Annotated in this window: 16 protein-coding genes and 1 pseudogene; 6 read left to right on the top strand and 11 right to left on the bottom strand. The window is 56.3% G+C overall.

Annotated elements, in window-relative coordinates; translation table 11 throughout:
- Positions 1-31: 31 nt before the first annotated feature.
- Positions 32-1,741: a solute:sodium symporter family transporter gene (locus HUO12_RS14175; RefSeq protein WP_176274204.1), complete on the top strand. Its 1,710-nt coding sequence runs from the start codon at positions 32-34 to the stop codon at positions 1,739-1,741.
- Here HUO12_RS14175 and HUO12_RS14170 read toward each other — a convergent pair.
- From HUO12_RS14170 to HUO12_RS14125, 11 genes and pseudogenes are all read right to left on the bottom strand, one after another.
- Positions 1,734-2,642: a TauD/TfdA family dioxygenase gene (locus HUO12_RS14170; RefSeq protein WP_176274203.1), complete on the bottom strand. Its 909-nt coding sequence runs from the start codon at positions 2,640-2,642 to the stop codon at positions 1,734-1,736. The two genes, HUO12_RS14175 and HUO12_RS14170, sit on opposite strands and share 8 nt — an antisense overlap.
- On the bottom strand, positions 2,639-3,730 hold the full coding sequence (locus HUO12_RS14165) for a Gfo/Idh/MocA family protein (RefSeq protein WP_176274202.1): 1,092 nt from the start codon (positions 3,728-3,730) through the stop codon (positions 2,639-2,641). The genes HUO12_RS14170 and HUO12_RS14165 overlap by 4 nt, the downstream gene beginning before the upstream one ends.
- 694 nt (positions 3,731-4,424) lie before the next feature.
- Positions 4,425-7,304 carry a M16 family metallopeptidase gene (locus HUO12_RS14160; RefSeq protein ID WP_176274201.1) on the bottom strand — a complete coding sequence of 960 codons (2,880 nt, stop codon included), beginning with the start codon at positions 7,302-7,304 and terminating at the stop codon, positions 4,425-4,427.
- A gap of 216 nt (positions 7,305-7,520) precedes the next feature.
- Positions 7,521-10,982 carry a TonB-dependent receptor gene (locus HUO12_RS14155; protein WP_176274200.1) on the bottom strand — a complete coding sequence of 1,154 codons (3,462 nt, stop codon included), beginning with the start codon at positions 10,980-10,982 and terminating at the stop codon, positions 7,521-7,523.
- Between the two features lie 223 nt (positions 10,983-11,205).
- Positions 11,206-12,333, bottom strand: coding sequence for a FecR family protein (locus HUO12_RS14150; protein ID WP_176274199.1), 1,128 nt, complete (start codon positions 12,331-12,333; stop codon positions 11,206-11,208).
- On the bottom strand, positions 12,333-12,854 hold the full coding sequence (locus HUO12_RS14145; protein ID WP_176274198.1) for an RNA polymerase sigma factor: 522 nt from the start codon (positions 12,852-12,854) through the stop codon (positions 12,333-12,335). The genes HUO12_RS14150 and HUO12_RS14145 overlap by 1 nt, the downstream gene beginning before the upstream one ends.
- 266 nt (positions 12,855-13,120) lie before the next feature.
- Positions 13,121-13,255: pseudogene (locus tag HUO12_RS14725) on the bottom strand (IS6 family transposase); the annotation flags it as partial.
- 32 nt (positions 13,256-13,287) lie between these two features.
- Positions 13,288-14,718, bottom strand: coding sequence for an aldehyde dehydrogenase family protein (locus HUO12_RS14140; protein WP_332310422.1), 1,431 nt, complete (start codon positions 14,716-14,718; stop codon positions 13,288-13,290).
- 6 nt (positions 14,719-14,724) lie between these two features.
- The gene (locus HUO12_RS14135; RefSeq protein ID WP_176274197.1) at positions 14,725-15,207 is read right to left on the bottom strand and encodes a hypothetical protein; all 483 of its coding nucleotides are present in this window, start codon (positions 15,205-15,207) and stop codon (positions 14,725-14,727) included.
- Entirely contained in the window at positions 15,204-16,334 is a 1,131-nt protein-coding gene (locus HUO12_RS14130) for a phosphotransferase family protein (protein WP_176274196.1), read from the bottom strand. Before HUO12_RS14130 ends, HUO12_RS14135 begins: the two co-directional genes overlap by 4 nt.
- An 11-nt stretch (positions 16,335-16,345) precedes the next feature.
- Entirely contained in the window at positions 16,346-17,116 is a 771-nt protein-coding gene (locus tag HUO12_RS14125) for an SDR family NAD(P)-dependent oxidoreductase (RefSeq protein WP_176274195.1), read from the bottom strand.
- Positions 17,117-17,388: 272 nt separating this feature from the next.
- Between HUO12_RS14125 and HUO12_RS14120 the strand changes: the two genes are divergently transcribed.
- From HUO12_RS14120 to HUO12_RS14100, 5 genes are read left to right on the top strand one after another with little or no spacing between them, the layout of a single operon-like run.
- The gene (locus tag HUO12_RS14120) at positions 17,389-18,042 is read left to right on the top strand and encodes a TetR/AcrR family transcriptional regulator (protein ID WP_217905207.1); all 654 of its coding nucleotides are present in this window, start codon (positions 17,389-17,391) and stop codon (positions 18,040-18,042) included.
- Positions 18,039-19,205, top strand: coding sequence for a cytochrome P450 (locus tag HUO12_RS14115; protein ID WP_176274193.1), 1,167 nt, complete (start codon positions 18,039-18,041; stop codon positions 19,203-19,205). Before HUO12_RS14120 ends, HUO12_RS14115 begins: the two co-directional genes overlap by 4 nt.
- On the top strand, positions 19,202-19,945 hold the full coding sequence (locus HUO12_RS14110; protein ID WP_176274192.1) for an SDR family oxidoreductase: 744 nt from the start codon (positions 19,202-19,204) through the stop codon (positions 19,943-19,945). The genes HUO12_RS14115 and HUO12_RS14110 overlap by 4 nt, the downstream gene beginning before the upstream one ends.
- Positions 19,945-20,550, top strand: coding sequence for a histidine phosphatase family protein (locus HUO12_RS14105; protein WP_176274191.1), 606 nt, complete (start codon positions 19,945-19,947; stop codon positions 20,548-20,550). Before HUO12_RS14110 ends, HUO12_RS14105 begins: the two co-directional genes overlap by 1 nt.
- Entirely contained in the window at positions 20,547-22,085 is a 1,539-nt protein-coding gene (locus HUO12_RS14100) for an AMP-binding protein (RefSeq protein WP_176274190.1), read from the top strand. Before HUO12_RS14105 ends, HUO12_RS14100 begins: the two co-directional genes overlap by 4 nt.
- Positions 22,086-22,092 lie beyond the last annotated feature (7 nt).

Below are 22,092 nucleotides of genomic sequence, written 5' to 3'. Positions count from 1 at the left end.
GGCATGACGGGAAGTCTGCGCTAACGCTTCGATGATGGTCTCTTCGCTCGGATTTACATTCGTTACATGCGTGCTGGTGATGGCGCTGATTGCCTGGATCAGCTGGCGCAAGACACGCGGCTCGGTTGAAACGCGCGAAGGCTACTTCCTTGCTGGGCGCGGGCTTACGGCTGGCTTCATCGCGGGATCGCTGCTCCTGACAAACCTTTCGGCTGAGCAGCTCATTGGGCTGAACGGCTCAGCCTATGGGTACAACCTTTCCAGCATGGCGTGGGAAGTGACAGCAGCGATTGCGACTGTTGCCATGGCCTTCCTGTTCCTGCCGCGATACCTCGCAGGCGCTTTTACGACACTGCCTGAATTTCTGGCTGAACGCTTCGATCCGACTGTCAGACGGATGTCCGTGCTGCTGTTCATGCTTGGATACGGTCTCGTGACTATTCCAAGCGTGCTTTATTCAGGCTCGCTCGCAGTCATGCAGTTCTTCGATGTGCCTGAGATGACCGGTCTGGAGCTATTTCCGGCCTTGGTCCTAACCGTCATCGTGATCGGAATAACAGGCGCGGCCTACGCGGTGTTCGGGGGCCTAAGAGCTGTAGCAGTATCTGACACTCTGAACGGAGTCGGGCTGCTCTTTATCGGCCTGCTCGTCCCGATCCTGGGGCTTATTGCGCTAGGCGATGGCAGCTTTGCGGACGGCCTTTCGCGCCTCACTAGCGATCATCCGGAGAAACTAAACGCGATCGGATCGAGCAATGACCCGACCCCGTTCGGCACGATCTTCACCGGCATGATTTTCGCTAACCTCTTTTACTGGTGCACTAACCAATATGTGATCCAGCGCACCTTGGGCGCGCAATCACTTGCCGAAGGGCAAAAGGGCGTGCTTGCCTCTGGCTTCTTCAAGATCATGGTGCCGTTCATGATGATGATCCCGGGTGTGATCGCCTTTCATCTCTATGGGCCGAACTTTGCTTCAATCGATGAAGCCTATCCAAGGCTCGTTTCAGACCTCTTGCCTGCCTATCTGGGCGGTCTTTTCCTCGCCGTCCTGCTGGGAGCAGTCTTCAGCTCGTTCAACTCGCTGCTCAACAGCGCCGCGACATTATTCACGCTCGATATCTATGCGCCATCGCGCAAGTCGGCGAGCGATGCGCATCTGGTGCGGGTGGCCAAGATCGCTAGCGTCGTAATTGCGCTGTTCTCATTCGCTGCAGCGCCCATGCTCTACTTCGCTGAGGAAGGGCTGTGGCAAGTGGTGCGCATCTTTACCGGGTTTTACAACATCCCCACTGTCGTGATCGTGATCATGGGTCTGTTCACGGCGCGCGTGCCCGCTTTGGGCGCAAAGCTCGTCATCATTTTCCATGTCACCGCATATGGCTTGCTGCGCTTCGTGTTCGACGATGTCGTGACGCTGCACTTCATTCACCAATACGCGATCCTGTTCGTTATCGAAGTCGGCATCATGCTCGTCGTGGGTCGGTGGAAGCCGCGCGAAGTTCCTTATGCGCCGACCAACCGCCACGAGGTCGACATGACCCCTTGGCGCTTTGGGCGTCCGACTGCCTTCACTTTGCTGTCGGGCGTAGTGGCACTCTATCTGATATTCTCGCCCCTTGGGCTTGCGAGCGGCGGCGGCGCGTCCGGATTGCTGATGATTTTGATGGGACTGCTGGTGGCAGCCAATCTCGCTGTCTGGGTTATGTCAAGCGGACGTTCAAAGCCTGCGATCAGCTGATCAAGGATGCGAGCACCCGGCGCTTGCCTGTAAAGGGCCTGCGCCCATGCATGACAGCAAAATTGTCGACCAGAACGACGTCTCCGCTTTGCCAAGCATGATCATAAACCAACTCTTCCGAGAGCGCGATGGCCGCTGCCATATGCGCCTGCGTAATCGGCTCGCCGTCACCGAAGGTAATCGCGCGCGAGCCGTCATTGCGTGTGTCCGACCAGCCGCAAAACGCGGCAATCAACTGGTTGAAAAACGCAGTCCGTCCATCGCCTAGCTCACGCACTGCCGGAAGGATCGGAGTTGTGGCGCGCAAACTGTCATCCGCTGTCCATTCCCACTCATATCCAAGCGCAAGCAGTCTCGCCTCTGCATCTTCGCGCGTCTCCACCCCCAACGTGCTGCGCCAGCTGCGCCCCTGGCCCGAGCCTGCGTCATTTTCGCCGGGCATAGTGTTGGAATAGCGCACGCCGCGCTCCTTAAACGCTGCGGCATTATCAGGATCACGCTTTTGAAGTTCATCGAAAAGCACATCGGAACGGCACAGCGGGGTCGCCCCGCCCTCGCCTGGCGCGATCTCGCAATAGAACATCAGCTTGGACGGATAGAGCGGGGTTTGCGCCATCTCGTGATGCATGAAGATTTCGGTTTCCGGCGGCGCTTCATTCGCTGTGAACACACGTTCCGTCACGTTCACACGGACCGCGTTCGAAAGCGATTCCTCGTAAGTGAAGCTCTCTTCGCGATAGGCGACGACCGCTGCATCAAATGCGAGCGGGTCCGGCACGTCGAACCCCCGAAACAGCACCGCACCTGATGCAGTGAGCGCGTCGTCAATCGCGGCTTTGTTGGCAGAGATATAGTCAGCCAGGTCACCTACGCCGCCAATCACATGGGGAAATGCAGTCATGACTGGCTCGCTCCGGAAGTTTGAAAGTTGAGTTCGACTGGAGAGCCGGTTGCAATCGATTGCTGTGCTGCGACGCCCATTGCGACCGAGCGATAACCGTCTTGCGCAGTGATGAGCGCAGGCGTTCCCTGCGTCAGCGCTGCATGGAAATCGAGCAATTGGAAATAGGTCGCGCCGTGATGATCGCCCGCGGCCAGAACATCGTCAGGCGTGTCGACAACTTCGACAATCGGCCCGGACTTGTCACGCGGCGACCAAGTTACCTCTCTACCCGGGAGCTTCACTTCCATCTTGCCAATTGGGCCAACCGCACTGATTTCTTCCTGTTCCTGAGAGCCCTCTGCAAACATGCACAGATCCAGCACCGCGCGTGTACCGCCAGAAAAATCCACCATCACGAAGGCATTATCGATAATGTCCGGCGTCTCACCATCGTAGCGCTCGTCCAGATGGTTCACGTCTTGTGCGCCGCTGGCGAAAATTCGGACAGGCTCGTCGCGGAGAATGTGCCGCATCAAATCAAAGAAATGGCAGCATTTTTCTACCAGCGTCCCGCCTGAGTTACGATTGAAGCGGTTCCAATCGCCGACTTTGACGAGAAACGGAAAGCGGTGCTCGCGGATAGCAAGCATCTTCAAGTGGCCAAGTTCGCCCGCATGAACGCGCTCAATGAACCGGGTGACAGGCGGCATGTAGCGATATTCAAGCCCGACCCAGAACAGATGCGGATAGCTCGCCACTGCCTGCTCCAAGGCCGCTGCATCCTCCAGCGTCGTGCACATCGGTTTTTCCAGCAGGATCGCGCAGCAAGCGTCCATCATACGCTTCACAACGTCGAAATGGGTGAAGTTGGGAGAGGCGATGATCACTGCATCTGGCGTACATTCCGTCAGCATGTGTGCCGCATTCGCAAAGGTCGCAATAGTCTGCCCGAGCTTGCCTGCCAAAGCCGTCGCCGCATCGCGCGATCCCGCATCCGGATCGGCAATCGCAACAAGCTTTGCATCCGGCACTAACGCGAGGTTTTGCATATGCTCGCGGCCCATCATGCCGCAGCCAATGATCGCATATCTTCGTTTGAGGCTCACGCCATGCTCATGCGCTGGCGAAAGTCGTGTGACAAGAAGCAATCCAAATCACGCTTTGTTTGTATCGCTTCGTCGAATGCTTAGTTACCTAGATGCAAGGGAGCTTGAGGTGGAAGAATGCTAATCGATATCAAGCGCAAGATCATTTTTTCGCCGGGCTCAAAACCGGCTCAACCAGCCTCAAAGGACGCCTGGCTTGTATCCCGATCAATGTGACCCAATGAAATGGGTGTTTCCCTGTGCGAGGAATATCACATTCGCTATTCCATGCTCGGAGGACGCTGAGCCACCTAGAAACCTTTGCTCTTATAACCAAGCGGGTGCTGTCAGTCTAACGCGAACTTGTCTCCACTCTGCATAGCTTGTCCTACCCGCTTCGTGCGTCAAGCCATGAGGCTTTTCCATCCAGCCAAGGCGGCTGAGCGGTTGGCGTTATAGGTCACTCCGTTGGTTAGATGGCGGTCAGAGTTGACTCGGTAGCGAAACGGATGCTTCGGATTGCCCATCCAACGCGGCAAGCGGTCAAGCAGCGAGGCGGCCATCCGATTGAGAGTGCCACCGAGTCGCAAGCGTAATAGTCGCAACTGGCGAAATTCTGGATTGCTATTATGCACTTGGGCGAAGAGAGCATCCCGGCCGGTACATCGTTAGGCGATAGCTTTCGTACAAATTCACCTTACAGACCATTGAAGTATTATTCTTCGTCTGTTTTAACTGGCAGAATGTAAGCGCTGACGCTGTTTGCATTGTTAAACACTCTTGCAGCCAGTCCGTTGATCTCTTGCACACTCGCCTCGCGATATGTCGCCTCGCGCACACGGTGGCCAGCCAGGCCATCGCCAGATGTTTGGGCATCGCGCAATACATTCATCCAATATGCGTTGTTTTCGAGCGAACTCCCGAGATCTTCCAATAACGGTTTGCGTGCTCGCTCGAACGCGTCTTGGTCAAAACCTTCGCTGGCCATTTGTTCAGCGACCTTGAATACTGCCCTGCGCACCTCGTCTGCTTGCCCTGGCTTGCTTGTGATCCGTGCATACATATACCCATAACCATCAAAGAGCGTACTTGAGTAGTTTGCAGCTCCGGGCGAATAGGTAGCGCCCATCTCTTCGCGTAAAACCTCAGTTAACCGATTGCGAAACAATCCGCGGAGCAACCGCATACGGAATTGATCCGCCGGATCGCTGGCATCTGGCGCTGGCCAATAGACATACACCAAAGCCTGCTCTTCATTGCCTTTATGCTCGAATACATGGGGTGTGGAGCTGCCCTCGGGAAAGGCAATGTTTGTGGAGCCAGGCACAGGTGCTTTGCTGTCTGCACGCTCGCTCAACGCGCCGAATGTGCGCGCAACTTCGCGGGTTGCAGTCTCCAGGTCGATATCGCCAACGATAGTGACTTCGATCAGGCCTTCGCTGAACTGCGGCTCCATCCAGGCACGCACATCTTCTAGTGTCGGAGCAAGGAAATTGTCGAGATCGTCATATCCAAAGCGCGTGTCGCCCGAACGGATCAGGCGTGGCAAATATTTGTTGGCGACCGCTTCAACGGATGAATCATGCGTCGGGTACCAGGCCTGCATCCGCTTTACATGTTGCTCGGCAATCTCTTCGCGAAAGGCAGGTGCTGCGACTTTGGCTGCCATCAGCTCGAGCTGTGCGCTGAAATCATCGGCCCCCGTAGCGCCAAGTAAGTCGAAGGCATCATCATTCAACCGAGTGCGAGTGTTCAACCCGACGCGCCGCCCTGCAAAAATGGCGCGCAACTCGTCTGCCGTGTGCGCCTCTACACCGCTACGGCTCAGCACGTTCAAGCCAAGCCTACGCAAGCCTTCGCTTTTCTCGGGCATGGAAAGGAAGCCTTCCCCAACCCTTGCACGGAGGTAGATCGTCCCGTCATCAAAGTCTGTCTGCTTGAAGTTCAAACGGACATTGTTTGCAAACTTCACTAGATAGGCGTCTGCATTCTCAAGATATGTGACATTCGTCACTTCGCCCGGCTCACCGAAATCCGTGTAGGCGAATTTGGGTGTCTTGCGCTTCTCCGGCGGTGAGACAGCAACCTGTTGTGTCTCTTCCAAGGCCGCAAGGATCGCCTCAGCACCGCCTTCGGGCGCGCTGCTTGAGCTGAAGTAAATCTTGGGTTCTTCAACCCCTTCCCAGGCCGCGCGGAAAGCCGTTTCAACTTCGGCAACGGTCAATCCTTTAACGGCTTCCTCAAAGAGCTCCAGGCTCGTCTGAGGCGAGTTGAAGACGCGTTCTTGTGCAAAGGCGTCGACAATTGCTTTGGCGTAATTGAACTCAAAACCGCCTGCATAGGTTTTGCGGGTGTCAGCCCGCTCGACCGCTGTTTCACGAGCCTGCCGCGACTGGGCAATCTGCTCATCGAGTTCAGCTTGGCTGAAGCCGAACTGCAGAGCGCGGCGCAGATCTTGCTCGCCATCTGCGAGCGCAGCGCTCCAATCCTCTGGCGTGGTGCGCAGCGACAAAGTCATACCTTCGACAGTGTCTTCGACCGGATACCAGTTCGCACCGCCTGCAAGGTACGCTGCACTGCCTTCATTGACCTTGCGCCGCATCCGCTCGTTCAGCATCCGTGCGCCTAGGCCGCGAAGCAAGCGCTCCCGCCGGTTCGCTGAATTATCCGGACGCTCGGTATAAGGGCGCATCGTTGCAAGCGTGAGTGTCGTCATGAGGCCGTCATCGATGTAGATGCCTACCTTGCCCGGGATGATGTCCGCTGGATTGCGCTGAGCTTGAGGGAGCGCCTCGCCTCCCCCTTGCCAATCGCCGAAATATCTCTCGATCCGGGCGATAGCATCAGCCGGATCAAGGTCACCGATCACTGCAATGAAAGTGTTCTCCGGACGGTAATAGCCACGATAATAGCTCACGAACTCTTCGCGCGGCATAGTCGCAATGGTCTCATCAATGCCGATCGGCAAGCGCTCAGTCAGACCGCTGCCATCAGTAAAGAATCGCAACCGGTCGACAAAGGCGCGGAACTGTAGAGAATCGCGCGCAAGCTTCTCGGAAGCGATCACCCCCCGCTCGCGCTCGATTGCATTCGCATCGAGCAACAAGTTGGAGGCGGTTTCGCGCATGAGGAAGAAGGCTTCATCGAGAACTTCATCCGCAACGGTCGGCAGATTGAGCTTGTAAGTCGTCTGGTCAAAGCCGGTGCTGGCATTGGTATCAGCACCAAAGGCAAGGCCATAGCGCTCAAGTCGCTTGACCATTTCGCCTTCGGGAACATTGGTCGAGCCATTGAAAGCCATGTGCTCAAGGAAATGCGCGAGCCCCTGCTGAGCATCGGTCTCATTGAGCGAGCCCGTATCGATGCGCATGCGAACCGCGGCCACACCGCTTGGCGTTGCATTGCGCATGACGGCATAGCGCAAACCATTCTCTAGTTTTCCATAAATAACGCGATCATCCGCCTGAATATCGCTCGCGTGGTGAGCGAAGTCTGGCTCTTCCAACCGCTCTGCCAAAGCGGGCGTATAAAGCGGCGCGGATATAGTCAGCAGCAACGCAGTTGTGGCTGTAAATGCGAGGACGCGGCGATGCATGGCTTTCTCCTAAAGAAGCAGCGCGAGGCAGCAGTGCTGCCAGCACAGTCATGACTAGCAAGATGCGTGTCCTCCTCTTTTCCTCAGTCCATTCGCCGCATTTTGCGATGGGATCGCTAACTCTCTCAGCCCTACCAATTACAACGCCGCACTCTCCAGTAAAGAGAGCGCGGCGTCGCATCGCGCTATCGCCTTTGGGACAGGTTCTGGGGGAGGCTAGAACCTCGCGCGAATACCCGCAGTAAGCGTCCGGCCGCCGTTGAACTGGTAGCCATCGGGGAAGAAGAAGTCTGCGCTGCCGCCACCAAACTCTGACGAGAAGGCTCTCCGCAGGTCGATATCATTGCCGCTGTTCAGCATGTCGTCGCCTTGCAGGTAGACCGTGAAGTTCGAGCCACCTGCATCGAACGTGTAAGACAATCGCAGATCCAACGTGTCATAGGATGGCAATACTGTGTCGATGCCATTCACCTGGAAGTTGGATGCGGTTGCTGACTGATAGGTGTAAATCACACGACCTTCAAAGCCGCCTTCAGCATAGCTGAGGGAGGCGTTGTAGATCCATTCTGGTTGATCTTCGAGGAAGCGATTAAGCTCGAACTGCGTAAGGTTCCCATCATCATCGCGGCCTGACACGAGCGTTGGGAAATCCCCTTGCGTCCAAGTCAAGTTGCCGAGGAAAGTGAAGTTGGACAAACGCCCGGGCAGGAATGTGAGCTGGCGGATGGCTTCCAGCTCGACACCGTAAATCTCGCCGCCTTCACCATTTTCAGGACGGTTGCGGAGAAACTGAGTGTCTGCATCAAAAGCCACAAGATCAGGCCGATCCGTTGCGAGGCTTCCGAATGTTTCAATGATCTCGTCACGAACCGTTGTGTCCGTACCATCTAGGAAGAAGACATTGGTGAAGTTGTTCTTCACGTCCTTGTAAAAGAACCCGACGCGCACAAGGCCGGGAGAGTCGGTGAAATAGTAAGACAGATCAAAGTCGAAATTGTCTGTCTTCGTCGGACGCAAATCGGGATTGGCTTCGCGAATGATCGCGCGGTTCACCGTAGGTCGCAAATCAATGGATATCTGCCGTGGGCGGCGGATCAGCCGGAAGTCCGGGTTCACGGTCGAGCGGAAATATGCGAAACGCGCGACAATACTGTCTTGCGGACGATAGTTCATAATCAGGCTTGGCGTGAAGATTTCCTGCGTGCCTGACAAATCAGAGAATTCCACCAATCCTGCATCGACAAATGTCTCGCGCGGTTCTGAGGCACCCACGGCTGGGCGAACTGATGGAGCACTGATAGTCTGACCCGAACGGAAAATCCGTTCGTAGCGGCCACCACCGACAAACTCGAAATCGCCGAAGGTAAACTGCGTCTCCAGATAGCCAGCCGAGCGATCTTCGATTGTCTTGGTTGGAACTAGTCCGCCGCTGTCGAGGATCGGATCGAGATTTCGGCGATCAGTAAAGCGGAATCGCTCTTCGTTTTCGGGAGTATTCGGGTCATCGGCAAGGAACCCGGGCAGACCATCAAAGATAGCGTCTACAGCGTCACCTACGATGAACGGAGAGCGGAAGGTATCGGCACCAATCTGCCCAAGTCCTTGCGTGTCTACCAAGCCGTCACCAAACGCATCCAGTCCCGTATTGCGGCCGAAAATGCGAAGATAACTCTCAACAGAAAGCAACGCGCCTGTCGAAGTCGTCGCAAAGACATCGTCGTTGGCGCCGCGCTCAGAGCGATCCCATTTCGCACCGACTTCAATATAGTCGAACCAGGATTGCGCTGGAAGGTAACGCGCGCTCCCTTCGAGCGTATAAGCGTCGGTTGGGCTGTCAGTCAGAGTGCGGCTCGCGCTCGTCAGACTATAATTGGCTGGATCGTTCAAGAAATCGAGGCCCGCTTGGGAAAGCGAAAGGACAGGCAGGCCGTTCGGCTGGAAGATCACTCCGCCGCCAACAACTCTCTGCGTCATCGCAACGTCATCATCCGGATTGATCACAATCGTATCCGGAGAGATGAGATCAGTCAGGTTGGCTGCCTGGTCACCCAACGCGCTAAGGTTGGCATTATTCGAGCGCGAAACGGCATATTGGTAGCCGGCTTTGTAGTTGAACACCCAGCGGTCCAGGTTCGAAGTGCCGCGAAGGCTCACGGTGTCCTGACGCGCTTCAAGGTCTGTGACGTTGAAGGCAAGGTTAGGCCGCAAAGCACGAAGGGTTGTGCGGCGACGCACCTCTCCATCAAGCTCAGGTATCGGCATATCTACCGCGGTCGTGAGGAAGCTCGCGGTCGTGCGCGCTGTCTCTGCAAAAGAGTCGCGTTGGATGCGCTGAAGGTCCAAGCGCAGGCTGGTGTTGTCGCTTACATCCCAGGCAAAGTTGAGCGACGCCGTAAAGTTCTCTTCTTCTCGATCCCGCCTCAGATAGCTCACGCCAGTTTCGAGCCGCGAATTAAACTCAGGATCGAAAGGGAACTGTTGGCTACCCGGTACACGGAACAAAGCAGTGAATCCGGCTGGGAGCACCTGTGGAATGACACCAGCAACATCTGCATCAAAGTTGCGCCGGTCCGTCTCACGATACTGAAGGGTTGCAACTACACCGAAATTATCGGTTAGACGCGCAGACACCAGACCGTTGATCTGGAACTCATCGCCAAACCCACCTGAAAGCGTGTTCTCGCTCTCAACGCCGATCTGCGCTGTAAGGCCATCATAATCCAAGCCGGACTTGGTCTCGATCTCAACGAGGCCGCCGGAACCAGTGGACTCCATGCTTGGCAGCAGCGATTTCTGGATCGTTATCTCGGAGATATTGTCTGCAAGGAAACCGGACAAATCGATTGTCCGCTCAAATCCGGTGCCTTGAAGCTCAAGCCCGTTGAGCTGGACATTGATGGCCTCGGACGAGAAGCCGCGCACTGTGATACGATTACCTTCGCCGGTCGCGTCATCGCGTCCGAAGGCCACACCGGGAACACGGCGCAGTGCTTCCGGAACATTCTCTGCCGGGAAGCTGCCAAGTAGGTCAGAGGAGATGACAGTAGAGTTGTTTGCCGCTCGCAATTGCTGGTTCAGCGACTTTTGCAAACTGCTCAGATAGCCGACAACCACAATATCACTCGATGCTTCACCAAGCGCGATGCCCATGCGCGTACGATCGAACGCATTATCGGGAATGGGGTAAAGCACTGAAGGCTGACCGAGATAAGTGATCCGAAGATCGCTTGCGGACAGCGCGACGGCGGGAAAATAGAAAAAGCCGCGATCATCTGTGTTTGCAACGAGATCTGTACCCACCACTTCTATGCGGGCACCCGGCAATGCCGTACCCGTGGCAGCGCTGCGCACAACGCCGGAGACCTGCGACTGCGTACCATCAGCGCGATCCGGTGTACCTGCTTCGCGCAAAGAAAAAGTGCTCTCAGAAACCTGAGTCGCGGTCAGGCCTGTCCCCGACAGCATCCGCCGGAGTGCATCTGCAGGTGTGAAAGTTCCTCTTATCCGGGTCGATTGCTTCCCTTCGACAAGGACCGATGAGTACAGCAAATCCGCTGAAGACACCTGCGCGAATTGGTCCAACGCGGCCTCAAGAGGCTGCGCTTCAATGTCGTACCGCTGGGACGTTATCTCGGACTGAGAGCTGCCATTGTCTTGTGCGACTGCGGCAGTGGTCATTGCTGAAAGGCTGCAGCCGGCAGCCAGCAAGGCGAACGCGAAACCATTACGAACCATTAAGTTCCCCCATGGGTTGGTGTCTTCCTGTTTTCGAGCGCATTTCTTTTTCGCTCTTGCATAGTGAGATGCAGCAGATGGGCTTTTCCTCAGCGCAAGGTTCAAAAAACTGCGTCCGGCGCAGTCATTGCGATAATCCTGTTGCTTTGGGGCGAAGTTCGCAGCGCTATTCTTGCGCTGAAATAACTTCCAATGTGCGCCCCTCATCGCGCGCGCGGACGACAATCGGGAAGCCCGCTTCCAGAGTTGCTGCGAAGTGTTCGCTCGATTTGATCCTGAAGGTTCCGCTTACAAGGAAGTCCGCCAACTCCGGATCGCGCAACACGTGCTGCTCGATCGAATAGCGGTTGAACTCGTCCAGCACTTCACTGAGCGGCGTGTTGTCGAACACAAGGCGGCCGGTCCGCCAGCTTGCAGCATTTGCGAGCGAAGTTTTGCTGATAGCGAATTCTCGACCTGGGCTTACGGTCAATCGCTCTCCTGCTGAGAGCTCAGCACTCTTGACATCGGCACCTGATCTATTGGTTTTATCGACCCGCACACGGCCTTCAATCAGGGTCACGTCAGCTTCGTCGCCAGCACGGCGAACAGCAAAGACCGTGCCGAGCGCGACGATGCGGCTATTTCCGGCTTCGACAATGAACGGGCGCGCGCGATCTTTTGCGACAGTGAAAACCGCTTCACCCTTTGCCAATGCGAGCATGCGCCGACCGGCTGAGTAACTCACATCGACTTGCGAGCCAGTGTTGAGCGCAATGCTTGATCCGTCGGGCAAATCGAATTCCGCCATCTCGCCTATTCTTGTCGAATAGCTTGAGCTGAAGGCAAGTTGTGCAGGTGCGGGGTTCGATTCAACTCGATCCGGCGCAGCCTGATCACTGGCCACTGAATTCGCTGCAAACTGCTCACCAGTCTCACTTGAAGAGCCCCCGTCCCAAGGAAAGAAACCCGCCGTCGAGAGTGCAAGAAAGCTCAGGAAGCTTACGCAAAGCACAATAGCGGCCGCCACGGCAGCCCGACGGGTGCCGGTTTGCCGGGCAGGTTGCTCAGCCAATGCAGAAAGCCGCATCTCCATGATCGATGGCGCATCACTATGATCACCGGCTCGATCCCAAATCTCGGCCAACCGGTCATAGGCGAAGGCATTAGCAGGAGACGCATCGCGCCATTGCCGGAAAGCATGAAGATCCTCTTCTTTGACCCGCTCATTCGACATTCGCGCGAACCAGTCCGCCGCCTCGCTTTGAGGCGTGACAGTGTCCTCATTTGCAGATTGGGTTTGGTGCCTTTGCATCACGTTCTATCCAGCCGATGCGCAATATGACGCGCGGCAGTTGCTATGTGCTTCTCCACTGCGCTTGCAGAGACGCCGATCCGCTCCGCGATCTCGCGGTACTTTAACCCTTCAAAACGGTGCAACAGAAACACCGTGCGTGTGCGAGGCGGCAATTCAGCCAAGGCTAGCTCCAACAGATGCAATTCATCCTTGCCTTGTAAGATGCGCTCGGGCGTAATCTCCTCATTGAAACTTTGCCGAAAAGCATAACCATCGAGCGTGGCGCGTCGGGTTCCGGCCTTGCGATACCGCTCATTCAACAAGTTTGCTGCGGCTTGAAAAATATAACCGTCAGGGTTTTCGATCTTCCGCTCTACTTTGGTCGACCAGAGCCGAGTTAGCAGTTCCTGAAGCAAGTCGTCGGTGTCTTCCGGCCGATCCAGACGTTTAGCAAAAAAGGCGCGCAGTGGCCTCTCATAGCGCGCGAGAAATGCTTTGTGCTCATCTACGTTGGAATTTGGCGCTCGCGCTTCCGACATTCTCGAACCCCCTAGCCTCTTACCGATTTAGGGTAGCGTACAATTACCAGACCGCAACTGCCTGCGGATTCTTTGTCAGCTCGCACCTCCTTCAACATCTGCGCTCCCGCAACGCCCAAGCTCAGGTCAAAGTTGACTGCCCAAGCGTCGATTGAGCCTCAGTGAAAGACAACTGAACGGACGCCGACTGGCAGGAGAGATCGCCATGACAACCGACGAGCCACTGATCGCTGACCGGACATGGGCCGTCTCGTGGCGATCATCTCTTTCTCAAACAGCAGATCCTCGACATACCTTAAGCTCAGAGGAAACCGCACATAAATCATGACCACAAGTCGGATGACCTCGGGCGATGAGTTAAAGCGATTGAATGGACTGTCTGATTTGCGGCGTTTGGGCATTGAAGCGCGCACCTCGATCCGCATAGGAGCGGTTAGTCTGACAAACTCCGCCTTCGGCTCATCGTTTTCGGGATCGTGTATTCGAGCAATCCCTCAAGGCCGTTCTCTACGCCAAAGCCTGATTGCTTATGGCCTGCAAATGGCACCACTGGAGATAGCGGACGGCTTTCATTGACCCAGACATTACCTGCATCGATGCGTTGCGCGAGGGCCCAGCCTGCATTTTCGTCGCCAGCCCAGATAGTCGCACCAAGCCCGTATTCGCTAGCATTTGCACGGCGTATGGCGTCGTTATAATCCTCGAACCAGATAAGCGGGACAATCGGCCCGAATTGTTCCTCACAAACGATCCGCGCGTCTTCGGGTGGATTGTCGATTATAATTGGCGGTATGAAATAGCCCTCGCATTCAGGAACTTCGCCACCAAGCGCAAAGTTCAAATCCTGCGCCTTACTCTCCTCGATCAATCGCATGATGCGCTCATACTGAACGCGATTGTTGATCGGGCCGAGCTGCATGCCCTCGTTAATGCCGTTCCCTATTTTCACTCCGCTGGCGAACTGCACCAACGCATCGCGTACTTCACTATAGATGTCGGCATGGACATAGACACGCTTTGAAGCGAGGCAAACTTGCCCCGAATTACCAAAGCTAGCCCAGAACAACTTGGGCGCCAATGCGACTGGATCGACGTCATGCATGACGATCGACGGATCATTCCCGCCCAGCTCCAGCGTAATGCGTTTCAAGGTCTCAGCAGCGCTTGCCATCACGCGCTTGCCGGTTGCAGTAGATCCGGTGAACGCGACCTTGTCGATACCCGGATGGCTGGTCAGCCAAGGCCCCAGATCATCGCCGCCGCTCAAGACATTCAGCACTCCTGAAGGCAGTAAGCTGTTTGCCAGCTCCCCGAGTCTGAGCGTTGAGAGCGGCGTAAAGGGGCTCGGTTTGAGCACAACGCAATTGCCTGTTGTAAGAGCTGGCCCCAGCTTGAAGGCTGCGAGCAAAAGCGGATAATTCCAAGGGGCAATTGCACCCACGACACCGATCGGGACATGGCGTGTCTCGCAATAGCGGTCTTCACTGTCCTCGTGGATATGAACGGGAATGTCCCAACTCGCGGCAGCTTTCAGCCACGCGACCAGGCCCAGGACTTCACGCTTAGCTTCTGACTGCGGCTTGCCCTGCTCGGCTGTCAGCAGGCGACTGAAAGGATCTGCTTCGGCTTCAACTTGGTCAGCCAGCTTTGTAACGAGTTCGGCGCGTTCCTTGTGCGGAGTGCTCGCCCAACCCGCGAATGCAGACCGCGCTGCCGCAACCGCATCGTCGAGGTCGCTGCGTGAGGCATCCGGGGCCTCGGCAAACGCCCGCCCTGTGGCAGGATTGATTACTGAAAAGGTCTTACTCGCGGCGCGCAAAGCTCCGCCAATTGTTAGGCGGTAATCGCTATCAAAGTCCATCATGCGGCCTCAGCCGCCAGCGCTGAGTTCTATATCAAAGCCCATCGGCGCAAACCACTCGCGGTCCTTGCGCGCACGCTCTCTCCCCATTGGCAGGATGATCCGCGCGAGTTCCCGATGGTATTCCTTGGCTCCCGCCTGACGAGCCGCGACGAGCAAGCCATCGATAGCACTGCGAATGGCCTCTGCCTTGTTGCGAGCGAGCGCGACGTCACTTTCTAAGGCGCTAATCAGCGCCTGTCTTGCAGTTGAAACAGCTTCTGGCGCCTCACTCACTTCCAGCATTGCGCGCGCCAATATGCTGATGTCCTCAAGCTCACCTTGTTCGAAAGCCGGCGTAACGTCCCGCTGTGCTTGAATGATCTGCAAATGGCCCATCGCGAGCATGACCTGCTCTTGCGCGAGGCTTGCTTCTGGCGGGAGAGCAGGCAGCACGACCGTCTCAAGCGCGCGCAGTACCGAGTTCAAGCGGTCATCAACGGACGGGTTCATTGGCTTTCCTCCATCATCAATAGCCGCGCGAGTTCGTCGACGAACAAGGGACCCGTTGCCGCCAGGAATGTCAGCAACACATCCTGATGATTATGCTTCGTGTTGGCCGCTTGCATGCCGAGCGCGGAGACAAGAATGTAGCTCTTCCAGGCGTTGAATACGGTGAAATAGTGGAGCCGCGCCGGATCAACCGGATTACCGCTCGCTGCTTCATATTCGGCCAGCAATTGTTCGGGCGGCGCGAGATCGCTCGCGCGAAATGTGCCGTCGATCATGCTGCCAAACACAGGCTGCGTGGCCCAAGCGAGGTCGTCATGGTAATCGCCAATGTAAGCCATTTCCCAGTCAAGGATCGCTGTGATTTTTCCCGTCGTTTCCTCAAAAAGGTAATTGCCGGTGCGATAGTCGCCATGGACAATGCCGGGCTTGGGACAATCTGGAACGTTGTCTTCCAGCCACTGCGTCGCAAGTCGCAAAACCGGCTCCTTGGTCACAGCATCTTGTTCCAGCAACTCCTTCCAGAACTGGATCAGCCATCGGGTCGCTTGCTTGGGATCAGCTGTAGGTCCTGAGAACTCCTTAGGGCCGACTGACTGCCAATCGAAATTGTGGATCTTCGCGAGGTATTCGACAAATTGGGGCCTGACCTTGTCTCGCAGAGGATCTCCAAGGACTGTGCCAAGACCGGTAACGGAAACGCCATCGGTCGCGGGCTTCGTCACGCCATCGACGAATTCCATGATGACTGCAGGCGTAGGGAAATGCTCCGCATCGCCATCGACCCAGATCGGATCGGGACAAGGCACCACCCCTTGGAAAGCCTTGAGCAATTCATATTCGCGTGCGCGGCTGGTCTCCGTGATCCCTTCCAGAGCGTCCATACGCAGCACGTATTTGCGTGGCTCACCATCCTTCTCTGTGAGATTGAAGATGAATTGCTCTTTTGATGCCCCGCCACCCATGCGTGCAACACCGCTGACTGTTGCTTCAGGCTTTTCCTTCGCGAAGAAGCTCTGCAATAAATCGCTGACGATGCCGTCACGCTGCGGAATGTAAGGCGGAAGGTCGCGGCGCGCTTTGCGCGCTTCCAGCATGGCTGCAAGCTGAGGTTCGGTATCCACTGCCATTGCCTGTTCCTTCAAGCTGCCATGAAGCCGCCGTCAACGGCGTAGATCGATCCTGTGCAATAGCTAGCGTCATCGCTCGCAAGGAAGGTCACCATATTCGCAACTTCTTCATTTGAGCCGTAGCGACCCATAGCTATGAGTCCTGTAAATCCTTGGCGGGCGAGCGACGGGTCATCCGGGCTCGCTTGCGCTTCGATTGATTGCATCATGTCATTGTCGATTGGAGCGGGTGCAACAGCGTTAACGCGCACACCTGCTTGCGCGAGTTCTAGGGCGCCTACTTTAACCAAGCCGGAAATCGCATGCTTGCTTGCCGCATAGGGCCCGATCCCAGCCACGCCCACTTGCCCAGCGACAGAAGAGATCGCAACAATCGACCCACCGCCACCTTCCTGCATCGCAAGACCGGCATGTTTGATGGCGAGGAACGTGCTGCGGATATTGGCATGGTAAACGCTGTCTAGATCCGCAACTTCGGCCATGCAGATAGGCATGACCTTGCCCTCGCTTCCGGCATTGGCAACGAAAATATCGAGCTTGCCGAAAGTCTCTTTCGCCTTCGCAACGAGCGCGGCCACATCGTCTTCCTGCGATGGTTGCCCTGCGCAGATTCCGATTGCATCCCCTCCACCAAGAGCATCTCTGGTCTGCTCAAGGCGTCCCTGATCGCGCCCGGCGAGAACAACATTGGCGCCTTTGTCGAGGAACTTGCGGGCAGTCGAAGAGCCAATTCCCCCGGTCGCTCCAGTGATGATCGCGGTCTTGCCGCTCAATCTTGCCATTTTGCACGTCTCCCAACGCTTTTTCTGACCTTTGAACGATGCCGGGCATATTTTGCTCCTCGGTCATCACACAGGCGCTATCTTCAGCCTTTTGTTGCGTCAGCGCGCTCTTGAAAACAAAGCATTCGATCCTTTCCTGATACTGACGTCACAAAAACATGACATTGACATCACTTTTTCTAACACTTAAGTCAAGCGCTGATTTTGGACCGCTCGTCCTATGCAGGCGCACGGCCAAACCTCGCCCATTTGGTTGGGGTCGGGAGAGTAAAGTGGGCTTGAAGCCGGTTGAAATTGAAGCGAGCGAATTGCCGCCAACCCGTAAGGGCAAGGCGACGCGCGAGAAGCTGCTCCAGGCGGCAGCGGTAGTTTTCGGCCGGTTGGGATATAGCGCAACACGTATCGCAGACATTGTCACTGAGGCAGGCATCAGCCACGGCCTGTTCTATCGTCATTTCGCAGACAAAGACGCAATCCTGCTCGCCGTGATTGAGCGCCTGAACGACGATTTGCGACATACGTCGGGGCGCAGTGTTGGCGAACAGAACACTTTTTCGCTCGAGCAAATGGAGCAACGCAACATCCAGTTCTTCCGCGAGTACCGTCAGAACCGCTTGCTGCTAAGGGTCACACGTGAAGCCGCTGCGCTTGGCGAGGAATCGGGTTTTCGTGATGTCTGGCTGTCGATCCGGTCTCGCTTTGTTGAACGCACCGAGCGCTGGCTTATGCAGCTGGTCGAAGAAAAGATCATCGAGCCGATCTCTGATATCGCAATGGTTGCAGAAAGTCTTTCCGCACTGACCGAACAACTTGCTTACGTGCAGATCGGTCTGGCCAAGAGCGATCCGGACGATGCCTTCATCGAGCGGCTCGGCAAAGCATGCGGCCTCGTCTGGTATCGGACGATAAGCGGGCAACCTGCATGAGCGCCATGGACCTGCTTGATATCGGCGTATTCGAAGCCTCGGGAGAGCATGCGCTCTTCAAGGACCTGCGCGTGCAGAAAGGTCTGTGGTTCAATCCCGAGCCGGATGGCCCGGGTTTCTGGTCACTCGTCCGCTATGATGATGTCCTTGCAGCAGCACGCGACACCAAGACTTTCCTTTCCGGTCATGGCACGCAGATCAAGGACCGCAAGCTTGAAGGGCATGGCGCGCCGAGCGTCCACAACAGCGACGGCACTCTTCATGCGCGTCTCCGCGCGATCGTCATGCCCGGGCTTTCACGATCTGCTGTTGAAGCGAAAGCCGAGCTCATCACGCAGACCGCGCAGGCGCTGATCGCTTCCGCACCCAAAGGCGAAGCTTTCGACTATGTAGAACCGCTTGCCGTGCGACTGCCTATGTTGGTAATCGCAGCGATCCTTGGCGTACCGGAAAACGAAGCGCCGCAATTGGTCGACCTCGCCAATACGATGTCGGATGTGAATGCTGATGATGCGCTACAGGCAGATGCACGCGCCGGGCTGATCGAGTATTTTCACCATCTGGCAGCGGCGAAACGCGAGGCCCCGGCTGAGGATGTTGCCACACTGTTGGTCCAGGCCGATTGGCCCGACCCTGATCGCGCAAAGCAATTGCTCGATGCCTACCTGATGTTGCTTACCGTTGCCGGGAACGAGACGACACGGTTTCTTGTCTCGGGCGGTTTGGCCCAGCTTGTACGCCAAGGCGATTATGCTGCGATGCGCGACAATCCATCCGGCATCCCCGCGATTGTCGAAGAGATGTGCCGGTTCGTCTCGCCAGTGACGCATATGCGTCGCACTGTCAGCGAAGACACCGAGATTGCAGGTCAGGCTATTCGCAAAGGCGAGAAAGTGGTGCTTTGGTTTGCAAGCGCAAACCGGGATGAGAGCAAGTTCACTGAGCCTGACCGTCTAGTCTTGGATCGGTCCCCCAATCCGCATCTTGGGTTCGGCATTGGGCCGCATTTCTGTCTTGGCGCGCATCTCGCTCGCTTCGAAAGCAAAGTCTTCTTTGAAGCCATGGCGCGAGAAATCCGCGAAATCGAGCTAATCGAAGAGCCAAAGCGCCTGCCTTCCAACTGGTTCACAGGATGGACGAAAATGATGGTCCGCTGGCAATGAGCAGGCGTATCCTCGTGACAGGCTCAGCCAGCGGTATCGGCGCAGCGCTTTATGCGCTTCTACGCGAAGCCGGTGAAAAGCCAATCGGGCTCGACCGCGCGGATGCAGACATCATTTGCGATCTCACCGACGAGCAAGCCATTGCCCCCGCGTGCAAAGCGATAATGGCGCCGCTGGACGGCATTGCCCATGTCGCCGGATTGCCGGGAACGGCCAGCGCTGACGCAATTTTGCGGGTGAACACTCTTGCGCCAATAATCCTCACTAAAAAGCTGGGCGACAAAATCAAAGATAGTGGATCGATTGTCGTCGTATCCAGCGTGACAGCTCTGCGCTGCGATCTTGCGCCGGAAACAATGGATACAGCGCTCCAAGGTGGACCGCGAGAAGTCCTCAAACTCGGCGAGAATTCAGACGGAAAAAGCACGTACGAGCTTTCAAAGGCGCTGATCAATCGCTGGGCGTTGCATCAGGCAGGCAGCTTCAAATCGCGCCGCATCCGTATCAACACCGTCAGTCCCGGTCCGGTTGAAACGCCGATCCTGAAAGACTTCGAAACTTCGATTGGTTCGGATCGGATAGCTGCTGCAGGCGCGCTGACTGGCAGGCACGGAACGCCGCAAGAAATTGCAACCGCGATCGCGTTTCTCCTGTCTGACCAAGCGGGCTGGATCAACGGGACTGATTTGAAAGTCGATGGCGGTTATCACGCGTTCCGCACAGCCGAGGGAGCGCGCTGATGCGTCTGATCCTCGTGCGCCATGGCCAGCCTGATACTGCAACAACAGGCACCGCAGGGAACCCGCCTCTGTCTGCCATGGGACGCGAGCAATCTCAGCTTGTCTGCGATTATCTCGCGCGTGAAACAATCGACCTCGCGATCCATTCAGGGCTTGATCGCGCGCACCACACTGCTCGTCCCCTGATCCAGAACACTGGCATGGATGTGCGAGTGATCCCGGAATTGGGTGAAGTCGATCGCTATGGCGGGCAGTACGGGAACATCGAGACGATCAGGTCCAAAGGCGACGCGGAATGGCAGCGGTTTCTGACTGATCCGATTGGCTATTTTGGCATTGATGGGGATCGATTTGTTTCCGAGACGCTCAATGGTTATCGTTCGATCTTCGCGGAATACAAACGTCAGACCATAGCGATTTTTACACATGGCTTTCCGATCAATATCCTGCTGACGCACGCGCTTGGGCTCGATGGGATTGCAAACTTCGTCCCAGATTATTGCTCGATAACTCGCGTAACAGGAAGTGACCTTGATCGCCTGACCGTGGTGAGTGTCAATGAGACTGCGCATTTGGCCCCTCTGCGGCAAGAGGCCGCCGAATGAGGTTCGATCCGACCTTTATCGCGTCTCAGACGCCAGACCGCGAAGCGATTGTCATTGGCACGCAGCGATGGAACTATTCAACGCTCGATGGCTTCAGTACGGATTGGGCCTGCCGACTGTTCGATGGGGGAATGCAGCAAGGCGATGTGGTTGCAATCCTCGCTGACAATCGCGCTGAGTTTCTCGGCCTGTGCTGGGCGGCACAGCGTTCCGGCCTTTACTACCTGCCAGTGCCGTCCCGCCTGACAGCCGGCGAAGTCAACTACATCCTCGAAGACAGCGGCGCGAAGGTCCTCGTTTGTGACCCCGCTCATGCGGACCTAGCGAGAAATGCATCTCAGGACATCGAAAGCATCCTAGTGATGGCGCTCGACGCGCCACCTCCGCCGAGTAAATCTCTGGATGCTCCTGCCGCTATCGAAGGCGGAGATATGCTCTATACCTCCGGAACGACAGGCAAGCCTAAAGGCGTGCGTCGCCCATTGTCTCTTGCTCCGCTTGGTTCGCAAGCGAAACGAGTAGAACGCGGCGAGCAGTTGTTCGGCTTTTCATCCGATACCCGCTTCCTTTCTCCCGCGCCTCTTTATCACGCGGCGCCGCTGCGCTTTGCGATGAACCTGTTGCGGACGGGCGCTTGTGTCGTCGGGATGAAACGCTTTGATCCGACGGAAGCCTTGGCATTGATTGAGCGCGAGCAGATCACGCATAGCCAGTGGGTTCCAACCATGTTTTCCCGCATTTTGCAGCTTCCCTATGAAGAGCGACAAGGCTTTAATCTCTCCTCACACCAAGTCGCCATTCACGCTGGAGCGCCCTGCCCTCGGAGTGTCAAACAGGCGATGATCGAATGGTGGGGGCCGATCCTGCATGAATACTATTCCGGCACAGAGAGCGTTGGATTCACGCACATCACATCGCAAGAATGGCTTGAACGCCCTGGCAGCGTTGGCAGGCCGTTCGGTTGCACGGTCCATATCCTGGATCAGCAAGGGCAAGAACTTCCGCCGCTGGCAAGTGGTGCTGTCTATTTCGCTGGCAAAGGCGGTCTTGAGTATCACGGCGATCCGGCAAAGACGCGCGCTGTACATGACGCACAGGGACGCTCGACCATGGGCGATCTTGGTTATGTCGATGAAGATGGCTTCCTGCACCTGACCGACAGAGCCCATTTCACGATTATTTCCGGCGGTGTGAACGTTTACCCAAGCGAAGTCGAAAACGCCTTGATGGAACTGCCGCAGGTTGCCGATTGCGCGGTCTTTGGGCTGCCAGATCAAGATCTGGGGGAGGCGGTCGCAGCGGTTGTCGAATTGAATGACGTCAACGCAACCTCCAACGAGGCCGTAGCTCAGCGACTGTCCGATTTGCTCAAAAGCTCTCTGTCCGGTCCCAAACGTCCACGCCTCTGGCGCTTTGCGAAAATCGAACGAACGGAAACCGGCAAAGTCCAGAAGGCCGCCTTGCGAGAGGCCTGCCTCCAGGGGGGCACAATGCTCGATCTGCGAGCGAAGTCACCCTGTCCAACGATCACATAAACAAATC

This window comes from Altererythrobacter lutimaris, from assembly GCF_013371495.1.
In the GTDB taxonomy this organism is placed as follows: domain Bacteria; phylum Pseudomonadota; class Alphaproteobacteria; order Sphingomonadales; family Sphingomonadaceae; genus Erythrobacter; species Erythrobacter lutimaris_A.
The sequence above is the reverse complement of the archived record's forward strand: the minus strand, read 5'-3'. Positions and strand labels throughout refer to the sequence as shown.